The organism is Streptomyces sp. NPDC002734, assembly GCF_040295685.1.
In the GTDB taxonomy this organism is placed as follows: Bacteria; Actinomycetota; Actinomycetes; order Streptomycetales; family Streptomycetaceae; genus Streptomyces.
Map to the genome: position 1 here is coordinate 1 of NZ_JBEOVU010000013.1, position 15,999 is coordinate 15,999.

8 protein-coding genes are annotated in these 15,999 nt (G+C 74.1%); 5 read left to right on the forward strand and 3 right to left on the reverse strand.

Annotated elements, in window-relative coordinates; translation table 11 throughout:
* Nucleotides 1-133: 133 nt before the first annotated feature.
* Nucleotides 134-1,048: a hypothetical protein gene (locus ABT026_RS13785; RefSeq protein WP_351114475.1), complete on the reverse strand. Its 915-nt coding sequence runs from the start codon at nt 1,046-1,048 to the stop codon at nt 134-136.
* Between the two features lie 262 nt (nt 1,049-1,310).
* Between ABT026_RS13785 and ABT026_RS13790 the strand changes: the two genes are divergently transcribed.
* The 5 genes from ABT026_RS13790 (at nt 1,311) to ABT026_RS13810 (ending at nt 11,670) form a co-directional block, all read left to right on the forward strand.
* The gene (locus tag ABT026_RS13790; RefSeq protein WP_351114476.1) at nt 1,311-2,831 is read left to right on the forward strand and encodes a CYTH and CHAD domain-containing protein; all 1,521 of its coding nucleotides are present in this window, start codon (nt 1,311-1,313) and stop codon (nt 2,829-2,831) included.
* Nucleotides 2,832-2,919: 88 nt separating this feature from the next.
* A complete protein-coding gene (locus tag ABT026_RS13795; protein ID WP_351114477.1) occupies nt 2,920-4,878 on the forward strand; it encodes a TIGR03960 family B12-binding radical SAM protein in 1,959 nt (652 codons plus the stop codon).
* 126 nt (nt 4,879-5,004) lie between these two features.
* Complete coding sequence (locus ABT026_RS13800; RefSeq protein WP_351114478.1) at nt 5,005-6,177, forward strand: hypothetical protein; 1,173 nt, start codon at nt 5,005-5,007, stop codon at nt 6,175-6,177.
* 46 nt (nt 6,178-6,223) lie between these two features.
* Nucleotides 6,224-6,985 (forward strand): TIGR03936 family radical SAM-associated protein, encoded by a 762-nt coding sequence (locus tag ABT026_RS13805; RefSeq protein WP_351114479.1) that lies wholly within the window; start codon nt 6,224-6,226, stop codon nt 6,983-6,985.
* Between the two features lie 248 nt (nt 6,986-7,233).
* The gene (locus ABT026_RS13810) at nt 7,234-11,670 is read left to right on the forward strand and encodes an Rne/Rng family ribonuclease (RefSeq protein WP_351114480.1); all 4,437 of its coding nucleotides are present in this window, start codon (nt 7,234-7,236) and stop codon (nt 11,668-11,670) included.
* Between the two features lie 165 nt (nt 11,671-11,835).
* Here ABT026_RS13810 and ABT026_RS13815 read toward each other — a convergent pair whose 3' ends face one another.
* Together ABT026_RS13815 and ABT026_RS13820 are read right to left on the reverse strand one after the other, a co-directional pair.
* Entirely contained in the window at nt 11,836-12,975 is a 1,140-nt protein-coding gene (locus ABT026_RS13815) for a glycosyltransferase family 4 protein (protein WP_351114482.1), read from the reverse strand.
* Nucleotides 12,972-15,866 (reverse strand): bifunctional glycosyltransferase/CDP-glycerol:glycerophosphate glycerophosphotransferase, encoded by a 2,895-nt coding sequence (locus ABT026_RS13820; protein ID WP_351114483.1) that lies wholly within the window; start codon nt 15,864-15,866, stop codon nt 12,972-12,974. The genes ABT026_RS13815 and ABT026_RS13820 overlap by 4 nt, the downstream gene beginning before the upstream one ends.
* Between the last annotated feature and the right edge of the window lie 133 nt (nt 15,867-15,999).

A 15,999-nucleotide genomic window follows, 5' to 3' on the forward strand; every position in this document is an offset into this window, starting at 1 on the left:
GCCGTGCGAGACCATCGTGCGCTCGCCCTCGTAGGCCATGGAGACGGTCACCGGCGAATGCCAGCCGGGCACCGTACGGGACGGGGCCCCACCCGCACGGGTGGGGGGCCGCCTCCTTCACGTGCGGGCCTCGTCAGCTGTTGGTCTTCTTCAGCTCGACGGCGACGGTCTCGGTGGTCGAGGTGTGGACCCCGTAGTCGGTGTCGTAGGCGCCGGCCTGGGCCGACACCTCGACGTCACCGTGCTGGAAGGGAGTCGTGCCGGTGGGCTGCGCCTTCGCCGTCCAGGTGGCCGGCTCCCCCGGGGTGCAGGACACCTCGGTCCCGAACGAGCCGCGGATCAGGACACGCTTCGCCACCTGGGTGACCGTGCCCGAGACGGCGACCTGGGCCGGCTTGGTGCAGGTCACCGAGCCGTGCACGGTGGCCTCGCCGTCCAGGGTGCTCGCCGTGCCGTTCAGGGCGACGTCCAGCCCGAGGTCGAGCTCGGCGGGCGGAGCCGGGTTGGCGATGTGGACCTCGCCGCGCAGCGCGGCGGTGCCGCCCTCACAGTGCTGCTCGTAGGTGGCGTCCAGGGTCTGCACGTAGCCGTTGGGGCCGAACTCCACCGCCGAGATGGTGAAGGAGCCCGTCAGCATGTTGCAGCCGCGGCCGTTGCCGCTGAGGTCGAGGCCCGGCTCGACGTGGCTGTTGAACGGGTAGCGGGTGGCCCCGGTGTACTCCCCGACGGTCAGCGCCTGCCCCGAGGGCGCCGCCAGGTCCAGGTACCACCAGTCGCCGTTGGCGCCGTCGACGGAGATCCCGATGTGCTGGTGGTCGCTGTCGGCCGAGACGTTCAGCCGGTCCTGCGTGTCCGTCGCGTAGCTGTACGACTGCCCGCCGCTGATGTAGTCACCGGCGTCGCCGCTGAAGCTGAGCGTGCCGGAGCCGACGGGCTGCGCGGACGCTGCCGGAGCGGTGACCGCGGTCGCGCCCGCGGCCAGCGCGAGCGCCAGTCCGAAGCCTGCGGCGGCGCGCGCCAGAGTGCCCCCGGTGGAAAGGAAAGGCATGGGTGTGATCCCCCCTGTGGATGCGAAAGTGCGAACGACGGCCCCCTCGTCGTCACCGGACGTCCATGCATCGAACGTAGGTTCGAGCGAGGCGGCCGGAAGGCACTTTACGTGCTGCCTGTACCCGCTGCCACTCAATTCACCGCTGCCACAAGCAAGTTGGATCACCATCGGCGCGCCCGGGGGAGTGACCTGGGAGAACTCCGACGACGGCCGGTCGAGGCGCTGCCGTCCGGCGCCCGGCGCGGCTAGCCTCGGGGGTATGGCGGACACCACACGTGAGATCGAGCGGAAATTCGAGTCCCGGGACAGCGGGCTCCCCGACCTGACAAACGTGGGCGGCATCGCCGCCGTCGTGGACCAGGGCGTGATGGAGCTGGACGCCGTGTACTACGACACCCCCGACCTCCGTCTCGCCGCCTCCTCGGTCACCCTGCGCCGCCGCACCGGCGGCTCCACGCCCGGCTGGCACCTCAAGCTCCCCGTGGGGCCCGACACCCGCGACGAGATCGCCGCCCCGCTCGCCGACAGGCCCCCCGCCGAACTGCTCCGGCTGATCCGCTCCCGCACCCTGGGCGCCGAGGTGGTCCCCGTGGTGCGCCTGCGCTCCGCACGGGACGTGCGCGAGCTGCGGGACGCCGACGGCGGGCTGCTGGCCGAGGCGAGCGCGGACGCCGTGCACGCCGAGCGGCTGGCCGGCGGCCGCGGTGAGGCCCAGTGGACCGAGATCGAGGTCGAGCTCGCCGAGGGCGCCGACCCCGGCCTGCTCGACCTGGTCGAGAAGCGTTTCCGCCGCGCAGGGGTCCGCCGCTCCGACGCCCCGTCCAAGCTGGCCCGCGCCCTCGTCGAGACGTCTCCCGACGACGACGCAGCGGACGCGGTCCCCGGCCCCCACCGGGGGAAGCCGGTCACCGCCGGGGACCACCTCCTCGCCTACCTCCGGGAACAGCGCGAGAGGCTCGTCGCGCTCGACCCCGCCGTCCGCCGCGACCTGCCCGAGGCCGTCCACGACATGCGGGTCGCCACCCGCCGCCTGCGCTCCGCCCTGCGCGCCTACCGCCCGCTGCTGGACCGCGAGGCCGTCGCCCCGCTCGCGGACGAACTGCGGTGGCTCACCCGCGAGCTCGGCGTCGACCGGGACCGCGAGGTCCTCGACGAGCGGCTGACCGCGGCCGTGGAGGCCCTGCCCGCCGAACTGCGCACCGGCCCGGTCCGCGACCGGCTCGAACTGTGGGCCGACACCCGCCGCGGCGAGACGAGGCCCCGGACCGCCGCCGTCCTCGACAGCCGCCGCTACCTCGACCTGCTGCATGCCCTCGACGCCTTCCTCGCCGGTCCCCCGCTGCGCAAGACCGCCCGCAGGAAGCCCGCCAAGCCCTTCGCCAAGGCCCTCGACAAGGAGTTCGGCCGCCTGTCCCGCCTGGTGGAGCGCGCCGTCGCGCTCGAGCCGGGCCCCGAGCGCGACAGCGCCCTGCACGAGGCCCGTAAGAAGGCCAAGCGCACGCGCTACGCCGCCGAGGCGGCCCGTCCCGTCCTCGGCAAGGCCGCCCGCCGCCTCGCCGCGGACGCCAAGTCCCTCCAGCGCCCGCTCGGCGACCACCAGGACAGCGTGATGGCCCGCGAGGCCCTGCGTTCCCTCGCCCGCGACGCCGCCAAGGCCTTGGAGCCCACCTTCAGCTGGGGCGTCCTGTACGGACGTGAGGAGAAGGAGGCCGCCCTCGCCGAGGCCGCCCTGCCCGACCGGTGGGCCGAGGTCGCCCGACGCCGTCGTACGAAGGGGTGACGCGCTGCGGGTACGCTTGAGAGTCATCCTCCCCATGGCCGCGGTACGGCAGGGGAGGGACCCCAAGTCCGCTCATGAAGGTTCAAGGATGTCCGAATCGGTCTTCCCGCAGCTCGAAGCTCTGCTCCCGCATGTGCAGAAGCCGATCCAGTACGTGGGCGGTGAACTCAACTCCACCGTCAAGCCCTGGGACTCGTGCGACGTCCGCTGGGCGCTCATGTACCCGGACGCGTACGAGGTCGGCCTGCCCAACCAGGGCGTGCAGATCCTCTACGAGGTACTGAACGAGCGTGACGGCGTCCTCGCCGAGCGCACCTACAGCGTCTGGCCGGACATGGAGGCGCTGATGCGGGAGCACGGCGTCCCGCAGTTCACCGTGGACAGCCACCGCGCCCTCGGCACCTTCGACGTCTTCGGCCTCTCCTTCTCCACCGAGCTCGGCTACACCAACATGCTGACCGCGCTCGACCTGGCGGGCATCCCGCTGGAGTCCAAGGACCGCGGCCTGGACGACCCGATCGTCCTGGCCGGCGGCCACGCGGCGTTCAACCCCGAGCCGATCGCGGACTTCATCGACGCCGCCGTCGTCGGCGACGGCGAGCAGGCCGTGCTCGACATGACGGAGATCATCCGCGGCTGGAAGGCCGAGGGCCGCCCCGGCGGACGCGACGAGGTGCTGCTGCGTCTGGCGAAGACCGGCGCCGTGTACATCCCGCGCTTCTACGACGTCGAGTACCTGCCGGACGGCCGCATCGCCCGCGTGGTGCCCAACCGCTCCGGCGTGCCGTGGCGGGTCTCCAAGCACACCGTGATGGACCTCGACGAGTGGCCCTACCCCAAGCAGCCGCTGGTCCCGCTCGCCGAGACGGTGCACGAGCGGATGTCCGTGGAGATCTTCCGCGGCTGCACCCGCGGCTGCCGCTTCTGCCAGGCCGGCATGATCACCCGCCCGGTGCGCGAGCGGTCCATCACCGGCATCGGCGAGATGGTCGAGAAGGGCCTGAAGGCGACCGGCTTCGAGGAGGTCGGCCTCCTGTCGCTGTCCTCCGCGGACCACTCCGAGATCGGTGACATCGCCAAGGGCCTCGCGGACCGCTACGAAGAGGACAAGATCGGCCTCTCGCTGCCCTCCACCCGCGTGGACGCCTTCAACATCGACCTGGCCAACGAGCTGACCCGCAACGGACGCCGCTCCGGCCTCACCTTCGCCCCCGAGGGCGGCAGCGAGCGCATCCGCAAGGTCATCAACAAGATGGTGTCCGAGGACGACCTGATCCGCACCGTCTCCACCGCGTACGGCAACGGCTGGCGCCAGGTGAAGCTGTACTTCATGTGCGGCCTGCCCACCGAGACCGACGAGGACGTGCTGCAGATCGCCGACATGGCGACCCGCGTGATCGCCAAGGGCCGCGAGGTCTCCGGCTCCAACGACATCCGCTGCACCGTCTCCATCGGCGGCTTCGTGCCCAAGCCGCACACGCCGTTCCAGTGGGCCCCGCAGCTCTCGGCCGAGGAGACCGACGCGCGCCTGACCAAGCTCCGCGACAAGATCCGGGGCGACAAGAAGTACGGCCGCTCCATCGGCTTCCGCTACCACGACGGCAAGCCCGGCATCGTCGAGGGCCTGCTCTCCCGTGGCGACCGCCGCATCGGCGACGTCATCCGCGCCGTCTACGAGGACGGCGGCCGCTTCGACGGCTGGCGCGAGCACTTCTCCTACGACCGCTGGATGAACTGCGCCGAGAAGGCGCTGGCCCCGCACGGCGTGGACGTCGACTGGTACACCACCCGCGAGCGCTCCTACGAGGAGGTCCTGCCCTGGGACCACCTGGACTCCGGTCTCGACAAGGACTGGCTCTGGGAGGACTGGCAGGACGCTCTCGACGAGACCGAGGTCGACGACTGCCGCTGGACGCCCTGCTTCGACTGCGGCGTCTGCCCCGCGATGGACACGTCCATCCAGATCGGCCCCACCGGCAAGAAGCTGCTCCCCCTCTCGGTGAAGCAGCCCGCCGGCGCCCCCGGCGGTCACGGCCACAGCCACTGACGTCCGCGGCACCGCACCACCACGACGCCGCCGCCGGCCCCCGCACGGGAGCCGGCGGCGGCGTCGGTGCGTACCGGTTCCGTCACGGGACGCACCCTGGAGCCCCGTCCGTGCGTCTGACAGGACGTGGACCTGGAGAAGAAGACGGAACCCGTCGCGGCACGCCGTGACGAGGGATGCCTGGTGGCGGCCGTGCGGCTGCCGGTGCGGCTGGTGGCGCTCGTCGTGCTGCTGCCGCTGCGGATGGTGTGGGACCTGCTGGTCGTCGCCGGGCGCTTCGTCCGGACCGCCCTCCTCGCCCCGCTGTGGCGCGGCTTCACACGCGCCGTGACCTGGCTGGGCCGGGTCCTGCTGGTGACGCCGGCCCGGTGGCTGTACCACTGGATCCTCGCGCCGGCCGGGCGCGGCCTGTGGTGGGTGCTGACGGGGATCGGGCGCGGTGTCGCCCTGCTCCTCGAGGGTGCGTGGTGGGTGCTGCGGGAGACCGGACGGGGCGCCGCCACGGTCGTGGTGTGGCTGGTGCGATGGCTGCTGCTGGCCCCGGCGGTCCTGCTGTACCGGTGGGTGCTGACCCCGGCCGGGCACGCCCTGCGGTGGCTGGGGCGGCGGCTCGCCGACGGCGCCCGGTGGCTGTACCGGCATGTCCTCACCCCGCTGGGACACGCCGGGCGGTGGCTGGCCCACGGGATGTGGGCCGTGCTGCGCGCGCTCGGCGCGGGCGCGGCGTGGCTGGTGCGGTGGCTGCTCGTCGCCCCGGCCGTCGCCCTGTACCGGTGGGTGCTCACGCCGCTGGGCCGCGGCATCGCCTGGACCGTCCGGGGCGCCGCGGCGGTGGTGGGGTGGCTGCTGCATCGGCTCGTGGTGGCGCCGCTCACCGCCGTCGGGCGGGTGCTCGCGGTCGTCGCCCGCGAGGTGGGGGAGGCGCTCGGACACGCCTGGCGGATCGCCGGACGGATCTCCCTGGCGGTGGGCCGCCTCCTCGCCACGCTGCTGCGGTGGATCTTCGTCGAGCCGGTCCGCTGGGCCTTCCGGGCGGTGCTCGCGCCGGCCGGGCGATTCGTCCGGGACGCCGTGCTGCGCCCGGTCGGCCAGGTGCTCCGGGAGGCGGGCCGCGCCGTCGGGAAGGCCTTCGCCGTCGCCCGCGTGACGGTCCGTGAAGTGCGCCGTGAACTGCGCACCGCCCTGTTCGGAGCCCCCCGCGAGGCCCCGGTGCCGGCGGGTTCGGCGGACCGGCGGGAACTCGGCGGCCCGGAAGCGCGTACTCTTGGTAGCAGTACGACCGCACTCACGAAGGATTAGAGCACTGGGCAAGCGACAGCCCGAAGGCCCGCCGCCGGCACCCGCGGTGCAGCGCGTCCGACTGCGTTACACCAAGCGCGGCCGCCTCCGGTTCACCAGCCATCGCGACTTCCAGCGCGCCTTCGAGCGCGCGCTGCGCCGCGCCGACGTACCCATGGCGTACTCGGCGGGGTTCACGCCGCATCCGAAGGTGTCGTACGCCAATGCCGCACCCACCGGCACGGGCAGTGAGGCGGAGTACCTGGAGATCGCGCTCACCGAGCCGCGTGACCCGCAGAAGCTGCGTGAGCTGCTCGACGAGTCGCTGCCCGACGGGCTCGACGTGATCGACGCGGTGCAGGCCCGTACCTCCGGCCTCGCCGACCGGCTCACGGCATCCGTGTGGGAGCTGCGCCTGGAAGGCGTGACCCACGAGGACGCCGCCCGCGCGGTCGAGGCCTTCGAGAAGGCCGAGACCGTCGAAGTGCAGCGCATGGCCAAGAACGGTGTCCGTACCTTCGACGCCCGCGGCGCCGTCGTCAGCCTGGAAGCCCGGGCCGCCGGTGGCGACGATGGGCCCGGTGACCACCCCTGTGCGATACTGCGCCTGGTTGTTCGGCACGTGACGCCTGCCGTGCGACCCGACGACGTCCTGTCCGGCCTCCGTGTGGTGGCTGACCTGGCGCCGCCGGTCCCCGCAGCGGTGACCAGGCTGGCGCAGGGGCTCTTCGACGAAGAGACCGGCACGGTGACCGACCCGCTCGCGCCCGACCGCGAGGCAGATCCCTCTGCCGCCGCGCAGGCGCCGGCGCCGGAAGGTCCCGCGTAGGGACGAACGCCGTAGCGCCGCCCTCGAACTCGGGAGCCACCTGGGTCGGGCAGCGCGCACGACACCACAAGACTTTCGCCAGGCCGTCCGCAAATCGGCGTACGGAACCGGTGAGACAGGACTAGTAGTGCTCCCGTGCGGCGCCCGCGCCCCGGACGGCGGCGACGCGCATCGCGCGAGCCGCGGACGTCACCGGTACCCGCCGGACCAGGCGCGGCGCCCGGGAGCCTGACGGGAGATACGCCCGCATGCTCGGACCGACCGAACCCACCAACGAGGGTTCCGAACAGAACAACAGCCCCAGCGACACCCTGCCGCCGCGTCGTCGGCGCAGGGCCGCGTCCCGGCCGGCGGGTCCGCCGACCGGGGCCACCGAGAGCACCGGCGCCACCGAGGCCACCGCCATGGACGCCACCGGCGCCACCGAGGCTTCGGCCGCGGAGCAGTCCGCGCCGGCTCCGGCCGCCGAGGCCGCCACGCCCGCCGCCGAGGACGCCGCCCCGGCCCCGCGCCGCCGCCGTGCGGTCCGCCGCGCCGCGGCGCCCGCCGGTACGCCCGGCGAGGCCGACGCCGACACCGCTGCCGAGACCCCGGCCGCGGAGAAGCCCGCCGACAAGCCGGCCGCCGACAAGCCGGCCGCCGAGACCCCGGCCGCCGAGGCCGAGGCCCCCGCCGCCGACGAGGCCGCCGCCGCGCCGCGCCGCACCCGTCGCCGCGCCGTGCGCCCCTCCACCGCGCCGTCGGCCGCCGAGCAGGCAGCCGCCGTCGCCAAGGACGAGGACACCGCCGTCGAGGAGACGCAGGCCGAGGCCGAGGCCCCCGCCGCGACCCCGACGCCCGCCGAGGAGGCTCCGGCCCCGCGCCGCCGCCGTGCCGTGCGCCGCGCCTCCGCGCCCGCCGGCGCCCCGGAGGCCGCCGAGGTCGTCACGCCCGCCGAGACCCCCGCGGTCGAGGAGCCGGAGGACGAGGCCGAGGAGACGGAGGAGGCCGCCGTCGAGGCCGAGGCCCCCGCCGCCGAGGCCCCCGCCGCCGTGGAGGAGACCTCCGCCGCGCCGCGCCGTACCCGCCGCCGTGCCACCCGTCCGGCCGCCGCGCCGTCCGCGGAGGAGCTCGCCCGCGCCGAGGAGCGCCGCGCCGAGGAGAGCGCCGCCGAGACCAAGGCGGCCGAGACCAAGGCGGCCGAGACCAAGGCCGCCGGCACCAGGGCGGCAGCGACCAGGGCCGCCGAGCCCAGGGCCGCGAAGGCCGAGGCCGCCGCGGAGCAGGTCGAGGACGAGGCCGAGGGCCGCCGTCCCCGCCGCCGTGCCGTGCGCCGCCCCGCGGGCGGTTTCACCGCGCCGCGCGGTGCCGACAGCGAGGCCCCGCGCCGCCAGGGCCGTCCGGCCGCCGCCCCCGTCTTCCGGGCCCCGGTCTTCACCGAGCCCATGTTCCAGACGCCGGAGCGCGCCGCCTACGAGGCCGCGCAGGAGGCCGCCAAGGACACCGGGCCGGCCGAGCCCGCAGCGGTGGAGGAGTCCGCCGAGGAGACCGAGCAGACCGGCGCCCGCCGCCGCAACCGCCGCCGCCGCGGCGGCGAGGACAACGCCCCCGCCGCCGAGCAGCCGCGCGCCGAGGCGCCCGCCGCCCAGCCCGCCGCGCCCGTCGAGGAGGCCGCGGACGAGGAGTCCGCCGAGGAGGCCGAGCAGGCCGACCGTGGCGACCAGGGCGAGGGCGACTACGAGGAGACCGGCTCCCGCCGCCGTCGCCGCCGGGGCGGCCGCCGCCGTCGTCGCGGCGAGTCCGGCGACGCCGACAACGGCGAGCGCGACACGGACGCCGACTCCGCCGACGAGGCGGACACCGACGAGACCGCCGTCGAGCAGGCCGAGCAGGACGCCGAGGACACCGCGGAGCAGATCGCCGAGGACACCTCGGACGCCTCCGAGGACGTCGACGAGGACGAGCGCGAGGGCGACACCGAGCGCGAGCAGTCCGGCGGCTCCAGCAGCTCCCGCCGCCGTCGTCGCCGCCGCCGTCGTGCCGGCGACTCCTCCCCCGAGGCCGAGGCGTCGCAGGACGACCCCGAGCGCACCGTCGTGAAGGTCCGCGAGCCCCGCAAGAAGGAGGAGCGCTCCGGCCCCGGTGACTCCGCCGCCGACGAGGTGCAGTCCATCAAGGGCTCCACCCGCCTGGAGGCGAAGAAGCAGCGCCGCCGCGAGGGCCGCGAGCAGGGCCGCCGCCGCGTGCCGATCATCACCGAGGCCGAGTTCCTGGCCCGGCGCGAGGCCGTCGAGCGCGTGATGGTGGTCCGCCAGCACGGCGACCGCACCCAGATCGGCGTGCTCGAGGACAACATCCTCGTCGAGCACTACGTGAACAAGGAGCAGTCGACCTCCTACGTCGGCAACGTCTACCTCGGCAAGGTGCAGAACGTCCTGCCGTCGATGGAGGCCGCCTTCATCGACATCGGCAAGGGCCGCAACGCCGTGCTCTACGCCGGCGAGGTCAACTTCGAGGCGCTCGGCATGGCCCACGGGCCGCGCCGCATCGAGACCGCCCTGAAGTCCGGCCAGTCCGTCCTGGTCCAGGTCACCAAGGACCCGATCGGCCACAAGGGCGCCCGCCTGACCAGCCAGGTCTCGCTGCCCGGCCGCTACCTGGTCTACGTCCCCGAGGGGTCGATGACCGGCATCAGCCGCAAGCTGCCCGACACCGAGCGCGCCCGGCTGAAGACCATCCTCAAGAAGATCGTCCCCGAGGACGCCGGTGTCATCGTGCGCACCGCCGCCGAGGGGGCCAGCGAGGACGAGCTGCGCCGCGACGTCGAGCGTCTCCAGGGGCAGTGGGAGGAGATCCAGCAGAAGGCGAAGAAGGGCAACGCGCCGACGCTGCTCTACGGCGAGCCGGACATGACCGTCCGGGTCGTCCGCGACATCTTCAACGAGGACTTCACCAAGGTCGTCGTCAGCGGCGACGAGGCCTGGCAGACCATCCACGGCTACGTGGCCGGCGTCGCGCCGGACCTGGCGGAGCGCCTGCAGCGGTGGACCTCCGAGGTCGACGTGTTCGCCACGTACCGGATCGACGAGCAGCTCGCCAAGGCGCTGGACCGCAAGGTCTGGCTGCCCAGCGGCGGTTCGCTGGTGATCGACCGGACCGAGGCGATGATCGTCGTCGACGTCAACACCGGCAAGTTCACCGGGCAGGGCGGCAACCTCGAGGAGACCGTCACCAGGAACAACCTGGAGGCGGCCGAGGAGATCGTCCGCCAGCTGCGGCTGCGCGACCTCGGCGGCATCATCGTCATCGACTTCATCGACATGGTGCTGGAGTCCAACCGCGACCTGGTGCTGCGGCGCCTGCTCGAGTGCCTGGGCCGGGACCGGACCAAGCACCAGGTGGCCGAGGTCACCTCGCTGGGCCTGGTGCAGATGACCCGCAAGCGGGTCGGCCAGGGTCTGCTGGAGTCCTTCTCCGAGACCTGCGTCCACTGCAACGGCCGCGGCCTGGTCGTCCACATGGAGCAGCCGACCGCCGTCGGCGGCGGTGGCGGCGGCAAGAAGAAGAAGCGCGGCGGTTCGCGTGACGGGCAGCAGGAGCAGCCCCACGAGCACGAGCCGTCCGACCTGATCGCCGAGGCCCCCTCCGCCGAGGAGGAGGCCGAGCTTGAGCGCGAGGCGTCCACCGTCACGGAGTCCACCGAGGAGCCGGTCGAGCTGCCCGCGCCCGACTTCACGGCGGACGAGGAGCTGTACAGCTCCGTCGCCGAGGCGGAGGCCGCTGCCGGCCGCCGTGGTCGCCGCCGGACGAGCCGCCGGGCCACGTCGCCCGCCGGCGCTCCGCGCGCCGAGGAGACCGAGGCCCGGGAGACCCGCGAGCCGCGCGAGACCAAGGCGCAGGCGCGCAGCCGCCGCCGGGCCGAGCAGGCCGCCCAGGACGCCCGTGCCGAGGCCGCCGAGCAGGCGGAGCCGACCGCGCAGGACGTCACGGCCGCCGAGGAGGCCGCCCGTCCGGTGGTCGCCGAGCCCGCCGCCGAGGCGCAGGCCGAGCCGGCCGCCGTGCAGGACCCGGTGGTTCCCTCCGGTGAGGCCGCAGAGCCGGAGGCCGAGGAGGCGCCCCGTCGTGGTCGCCGCCGCGCCACCCGCCGGGTCTCGGCGCCCGCCGGGGCGCCGGCCGGAGCGACGGCCGCCGCCGAGGAGGCCGCGGTGACGGTGGTCGAGCAGGCCCCCGCCGCCGAGCCGCAGGCCGAGCCGGTCGCGGAGCCCGCCGCCGAGGCCGCCGAGCCGGCGACCGAGGTCGCGCCCCCGGCGCGTCCGCGTCGCCGCGCGGTCCGCAAGGCGACGGCGCCGACGGCGTCGGAGGAGGCCGCCGTGGTGGTCCTCCCGGCCGCGGGCCAGGACGCCGCCGAGGCGGCGGAGGCCCCCGTGGCCGACGAGGCCGCGGAGACCGGTGCCGGGACCGAGGCGGAGGCCAAGCCGGCTCGGAAGACCGCCGCCAAGAAGGCCGCGGTGAAGAAGACGGCCGCCAAGAAGGCGCCGGCCAAGAAGGCCGCCGTCAAGAAGGCGACCACCACGAAGACGACGGCTGCCAAGTCGACGGCCAAGAAGGCCACGACGAAGAAGGCCGCCGCCAAGAAGACGGCGAAGAAGACCGCTGCCGCCGAGCAGCAGTCGCCGTCCTCGGTCACCGCCTCCACGGAGGACTGATCACCGCGGCCCCGCCGCACGAGGAAGCCCGCCGGTTCCCCTCCCCACCCGGGAGCGGAACCGGCGGGCTTCCCGCTTCCCCGGCCTCGGGTCTCCTGCCGCGCAGGCCTCGCGGTCTCCTGCCGCGCAGGCCTCGCGGTCTCCCACCGCGCAGGCGTCCCGGGCTCAGCGTTCCAGGAGGTCGAACAGCCGCTCCCACCGGTCGGTGATCGACTCGGGGGAGAAGCGCCGCACGTTCTCCCGGGCCCGCTCGCCCATCCGGTCGCGCAGGGCCGCGTCCGACAGGAGCCGGTCCAGGTGACGGGCCAGCTCGGGGACGTTGCCAGGGCGGGCCAGCAGGCCGTCCTCCTCGTCCCGCACGATCTCGCGGACGCCCGGAGCGCAGTCGAAGGCGACGCACGGCACCGCGCAGGACATCGCCTCCAGCAGGGCCAGCGGGAAGCCCTCCCCGCGGGAGGACAGGACGAACACGGACGAGCGTCGCAGCGCCCCGGCGACGTCCTCGGTCAGCCCCGCCCACTCCACCGAACCGTCCAGGCCCAGCTCGGAGCACTGCCGCCGCAGGGCCTCCTCGTCCGGCCCGGCCCCGTGGATCCGCAGCCGCCACCCGGGGTGCCGGGGCGCGACCTCGGCCCAGGTGTCGAGCAGCATGTCGACGCCCTTCTCGTAGCCCAGCCGCCCGATGGAGACGACCGTCCGGTCCGTGCGCGGCGAAGGGGCGGGGGAGCGCAGCGGCGTGGGGTTCGGCATGAAGCCGACGTGGTTGAAGCCCTGGCCGATCCACCGGTCGGCGTCCTCGCGGGTGAGCAGCAGCAGCCGGTCGACGTCGCGGTAGTGCTCCCTGATCCGGGCGAAGCGGGAGGAGCCCCGGGAGGTGTCGAACGACTCGTGGCTCATGCCGATGACGGTGTGGCCGGAGGTGTCCGCGAGGGCGACCCACTCCATCGCCCACACCTGGGTGACGATCACCGTGGCGCCGGGCCGGCGGGCGCGCAGGACGGCGGACAGCCGCCCGGCGGCCTCCCGCATCTCCCGCTCCCGCAGCGCCTCGTGACGCACCGCCGCCAGGTCCAGCCGTCGCAGGCCGCGGGTGCGCCGCGGCGCGGGCGGGCGTTCGCGGTGCAGCGTGAGGGTGTCGAAGGGAGGGTCCTCGCCCAGGGCGAAGGGCGCGCCGGGCGGGGCGACGCCGACCACCGTCACCCGGTGCCCGCGCTCGGCGAACAGCCGGGCCATGGAGGTCTGCCAGCGGCCCACGCCGCCCAGCTCGTTGACCTCGTTGCCGACGAGGACGATGTCGCGCGTCACCGTGCCTCCTCCGGTCCGAAGAAACGGTCGACGATCCGGGCGGCGGCGTCGCCCTGGTCGTACTCGCCGTACCGGGTCATGAACTCCTTGAGCCGCGCCTTGTACGCGGCCGGGCCCGCCGGGTCGTCCAGGCGGGAGAGGACCTCGAAGAGCTCGTCGGCCGTGCGCACCACCGGGCCCGGCGCCTCCTCGGACAGGTCGAAGTAGGTGCCGCGGCCCTCCGTGTACTCCTCCTCGTCGTAGGTGAAGAACACCATCGGCCGCTGGAGGAGCGAGTAGTCGAACATCACGGACGAGTAGTCGGTGACCAGGACGTCCGCGAGCAGCAGCACGGGGGTGATGTCGGGTTCCCGACCGGCGTCGATCACCCGCCCGTGGACCGAGGGCGGCAGCGTGACGCCGTTGAGGTAGTGGGTGCGGACCAGCAGGGTGAGCCGGTCGCCGAACCGCCGCGCGAACTCCTCGACGTCGAAGGGGAACTCGAAGGAGCGCACCCCGCCGCCGTCCAGCGCCCGGAAGGTCGGGGCGTACAGCACCACCGGCAGGTCGCGGCGGACGCCCAGGCGCAGTGCCAGCTCCTCCGCCCGGCGGGAGGGCGCGCTGGACTCGCGGGCCCGCACCAGGGCGTCGTTGCGCGGGTAGCCGGTGCGCAGCAGTTTCTCGTCCGGGATCCGGAAGGCCTGGGCGAGGGTGACCTCGTCGTGCCGCCCGCGGACCACGAAGTGGTCGAAGCGGTCCACGGCGCGCTGGTAGAGCCGTCGTTCGGTCTCCGGCATGGTCCGCAGCTGAGGGGCGTCGAAGCCCATCCGCTTGAGCGCGGAGCCGTGCCAGGTCTGGATGTACGTCGTCTCGGGGCGTTTGGCCAGTTTCAGCGGGAAGCCCTGGTTGTCGATCCAGAACTCGGCCTGGGCCAGCTCCCTCATGTACCGCCACGACCAGCGGCGCACCAGCTCGGCGTCGGCCGGGAAGTCCTTGGGCGACCCCTGGTACGACCAGACGGCCCGCACCGGCACGCCGCGGCGGCGCAGTTCCTCGTACAGGGCGCGAGGGCTGTCGCCGTACTGCTTGCCGAGGTGGCTCTCGAAGACGACCGTGCCCCTGCGGACCGGCAGCACGCGGATCATCCGGTGGTACGCTTCGATCTTGCGGCGGCCCGAGCGCAGCTCCTCGCGCAGGGCCAGGGCGCCGCGCAGCGCCCTCTTGGTGAGCCGGGCGGGCGGGCTCTGCATGTGGTGGCGCAGCAGGCCGGAGGCGCGCCGGGGGAGCGTGCCGTGCTGCACCAGGTGGAAGGCCAGGTGGCCGTGGGAGGAGACCCGCGGACGGAGGCGGTCGGCCGCCAGCCGGCTCAGCAGCGGCCGCACCCGGACGGTGCCGTCCTCGTCGGCGCCGAGGTCGGTGCGGCCCGCGGTGAGGCGGGTGGTGGTGCGCTCGCCGTCCACGGTGAGGTGCATCCGCACGTCCCACACGTCGTCCAGGACGCCCACCGGCCGCAGCTTGCGGGCCAGCGGCACGTCCGCCTCCCAGGTGATGGACCGGCCCCGGTGGCGCACCGAGCGCACCGGGAAGCGGAAGGAGCGCAGGCTGCGGCGCCGGGCCCGGAACTCCAGCTCCGCGGCGAGACGGGCGTCCGGCGCGACCGCGCCCAGCGGGTTGACGACCGCGCCCGACAGGGTGACGCCCTCGGGCGACTCGCGGTAGCCGGTGAGCGCGTTGCGCAGGTACAGCCGGGAGACCGGCTTGTCGTGGAGGTCGAGGTCGGTGACGTCCAGGACGGCGCGGCCCAGCGGGTCGTCGAGGTGCTCCTCGCACCAGTAGACGCGGCCGTCGCGCTCGACGAGCGGACTGGACACCTTGTTCCTGTTGATCAGGGTGTCGACGGCCGGCATCAGATGCTCCCAGTCCTCCCGCAGCAGCAGGTAGGCGCACAGCCGGTGGACCGGCGACAGCCCTTCGTACGCCTCCTCGGGGAACTCACGGAGGTAGCCCTCGGCCATCTCGGCGAAGCGGCGCCGGTAGTCGTCGTCCAGGAAGGGGAGCTCGCGCAGGTAGAGGACGAGGTCGTGCTTGAGGAACTTGCGGTCCTTGTGCAGCCGCAGCTCGTCGTGGCCCTCGGCGGCGAGGATCCGGTCGATCCGGCGGTGGATCTCCAGCCGGTCGGCGAAGTTGTTGATCTCGTGCCGGCGGTTGCTGATCGACTTGGCCTCCGCCTTCCGCACCACGTTCCAGCGGTAGACCGTGTTGGGGATCAGCGTGATGCGGGACGCGGCCAGGTAGGCCCGGGCCGAGAAGAGCAGGTCCTCGTAGTGGATGCCGCGCGGGAAGGTCAGCCCCTCGGCCAGCAGCCACGCGCGGCGGTAGCACTTGTTGGTCGACAGGGTGTCGTAGACCAGCAGGTCGGGGAGCTCGGCGATCGAGTCCAGGGTGCGGGTCCTGCGGTAGAGCCACGGGTACCAGGGGGCCGTGGTGCCCCACCGGCTGTCCACGTGCACCCGCAGGCAGAGCCCGGAGACCAGGTCCGCGCCGGTGGTCTCGGCGGCCTCCAGCATGTTGCGGCAGGCGTTCGGCTCCAGGGTGTCGTCGCTGTCCAGGAACATCACGTAGCGGCCGCGGGCCGCCGCGACGCCCTGGTTGCGCGGCTCCCCGCAGCCGCCGCTGTTCTCCGGCAGCCGCAGCGCCCGCACCCGGTCCGACGCGGCCGCCAGCCGCCGGGCCACCTCGAAGGACCCGTCGGTGGAGCAGTCGTCGGCGATCACCACCTCGACGCTGCGCAGGGTCTGCTCCAGCACGGACCGCACCGCGTCCGGCAGACGCCGCTCGTCGTTGTAGACGATGACCACGACGCTGATGTCGGGCACGTCCTCGTGCTGATTCCTGTCGAGCTGGGCGGACACCGGCGGCACCTCCGTGGATGGGCGGGGCAGGGTGGCCAGGGACAATCAGGGCGTTTCCCCATTCAACCCGCAGCGTCACCGGCTCGCGAGTCCACCGCGGCGGCGCCCTCGGCTCGCTTCCGCCGGGGCGATG

What these genes read in the sequence shown, in the direction of transcription:
- ABT026_RS13790 (WP_351114476.1), top strand. Translation starts at nt 1,311, where the DNA reads ATGGCGGACACCACACGTGAGATCGAGCGGAAATTCGAGTCCCGGGAC.
- ABT026_RS13795 (WP_351114477.1), top strand. Translation starts at nt 2,920, where the DNA reads ATGTCCGAATCGGTCTTCCCGCAGCTCGAAGCTCTGCTCCCGCATGTG.
- ABT026_RS13810 (WP_351114480.1), top strand. Translation starts at nt 7,234, where the DNA reads ATGCTCGGACCGACCGAACCCACCAACGAGGGTTCCGAACAGAACAAC.
- ABT026_RS13785 (WP_351114475.1), bottom strand. Translation starts at nt 1,048, where the DNA reads ATGCCTTTCCTTTCCACCGGGGGCACTCTGGCGCGCGCCGCCGCAGGC.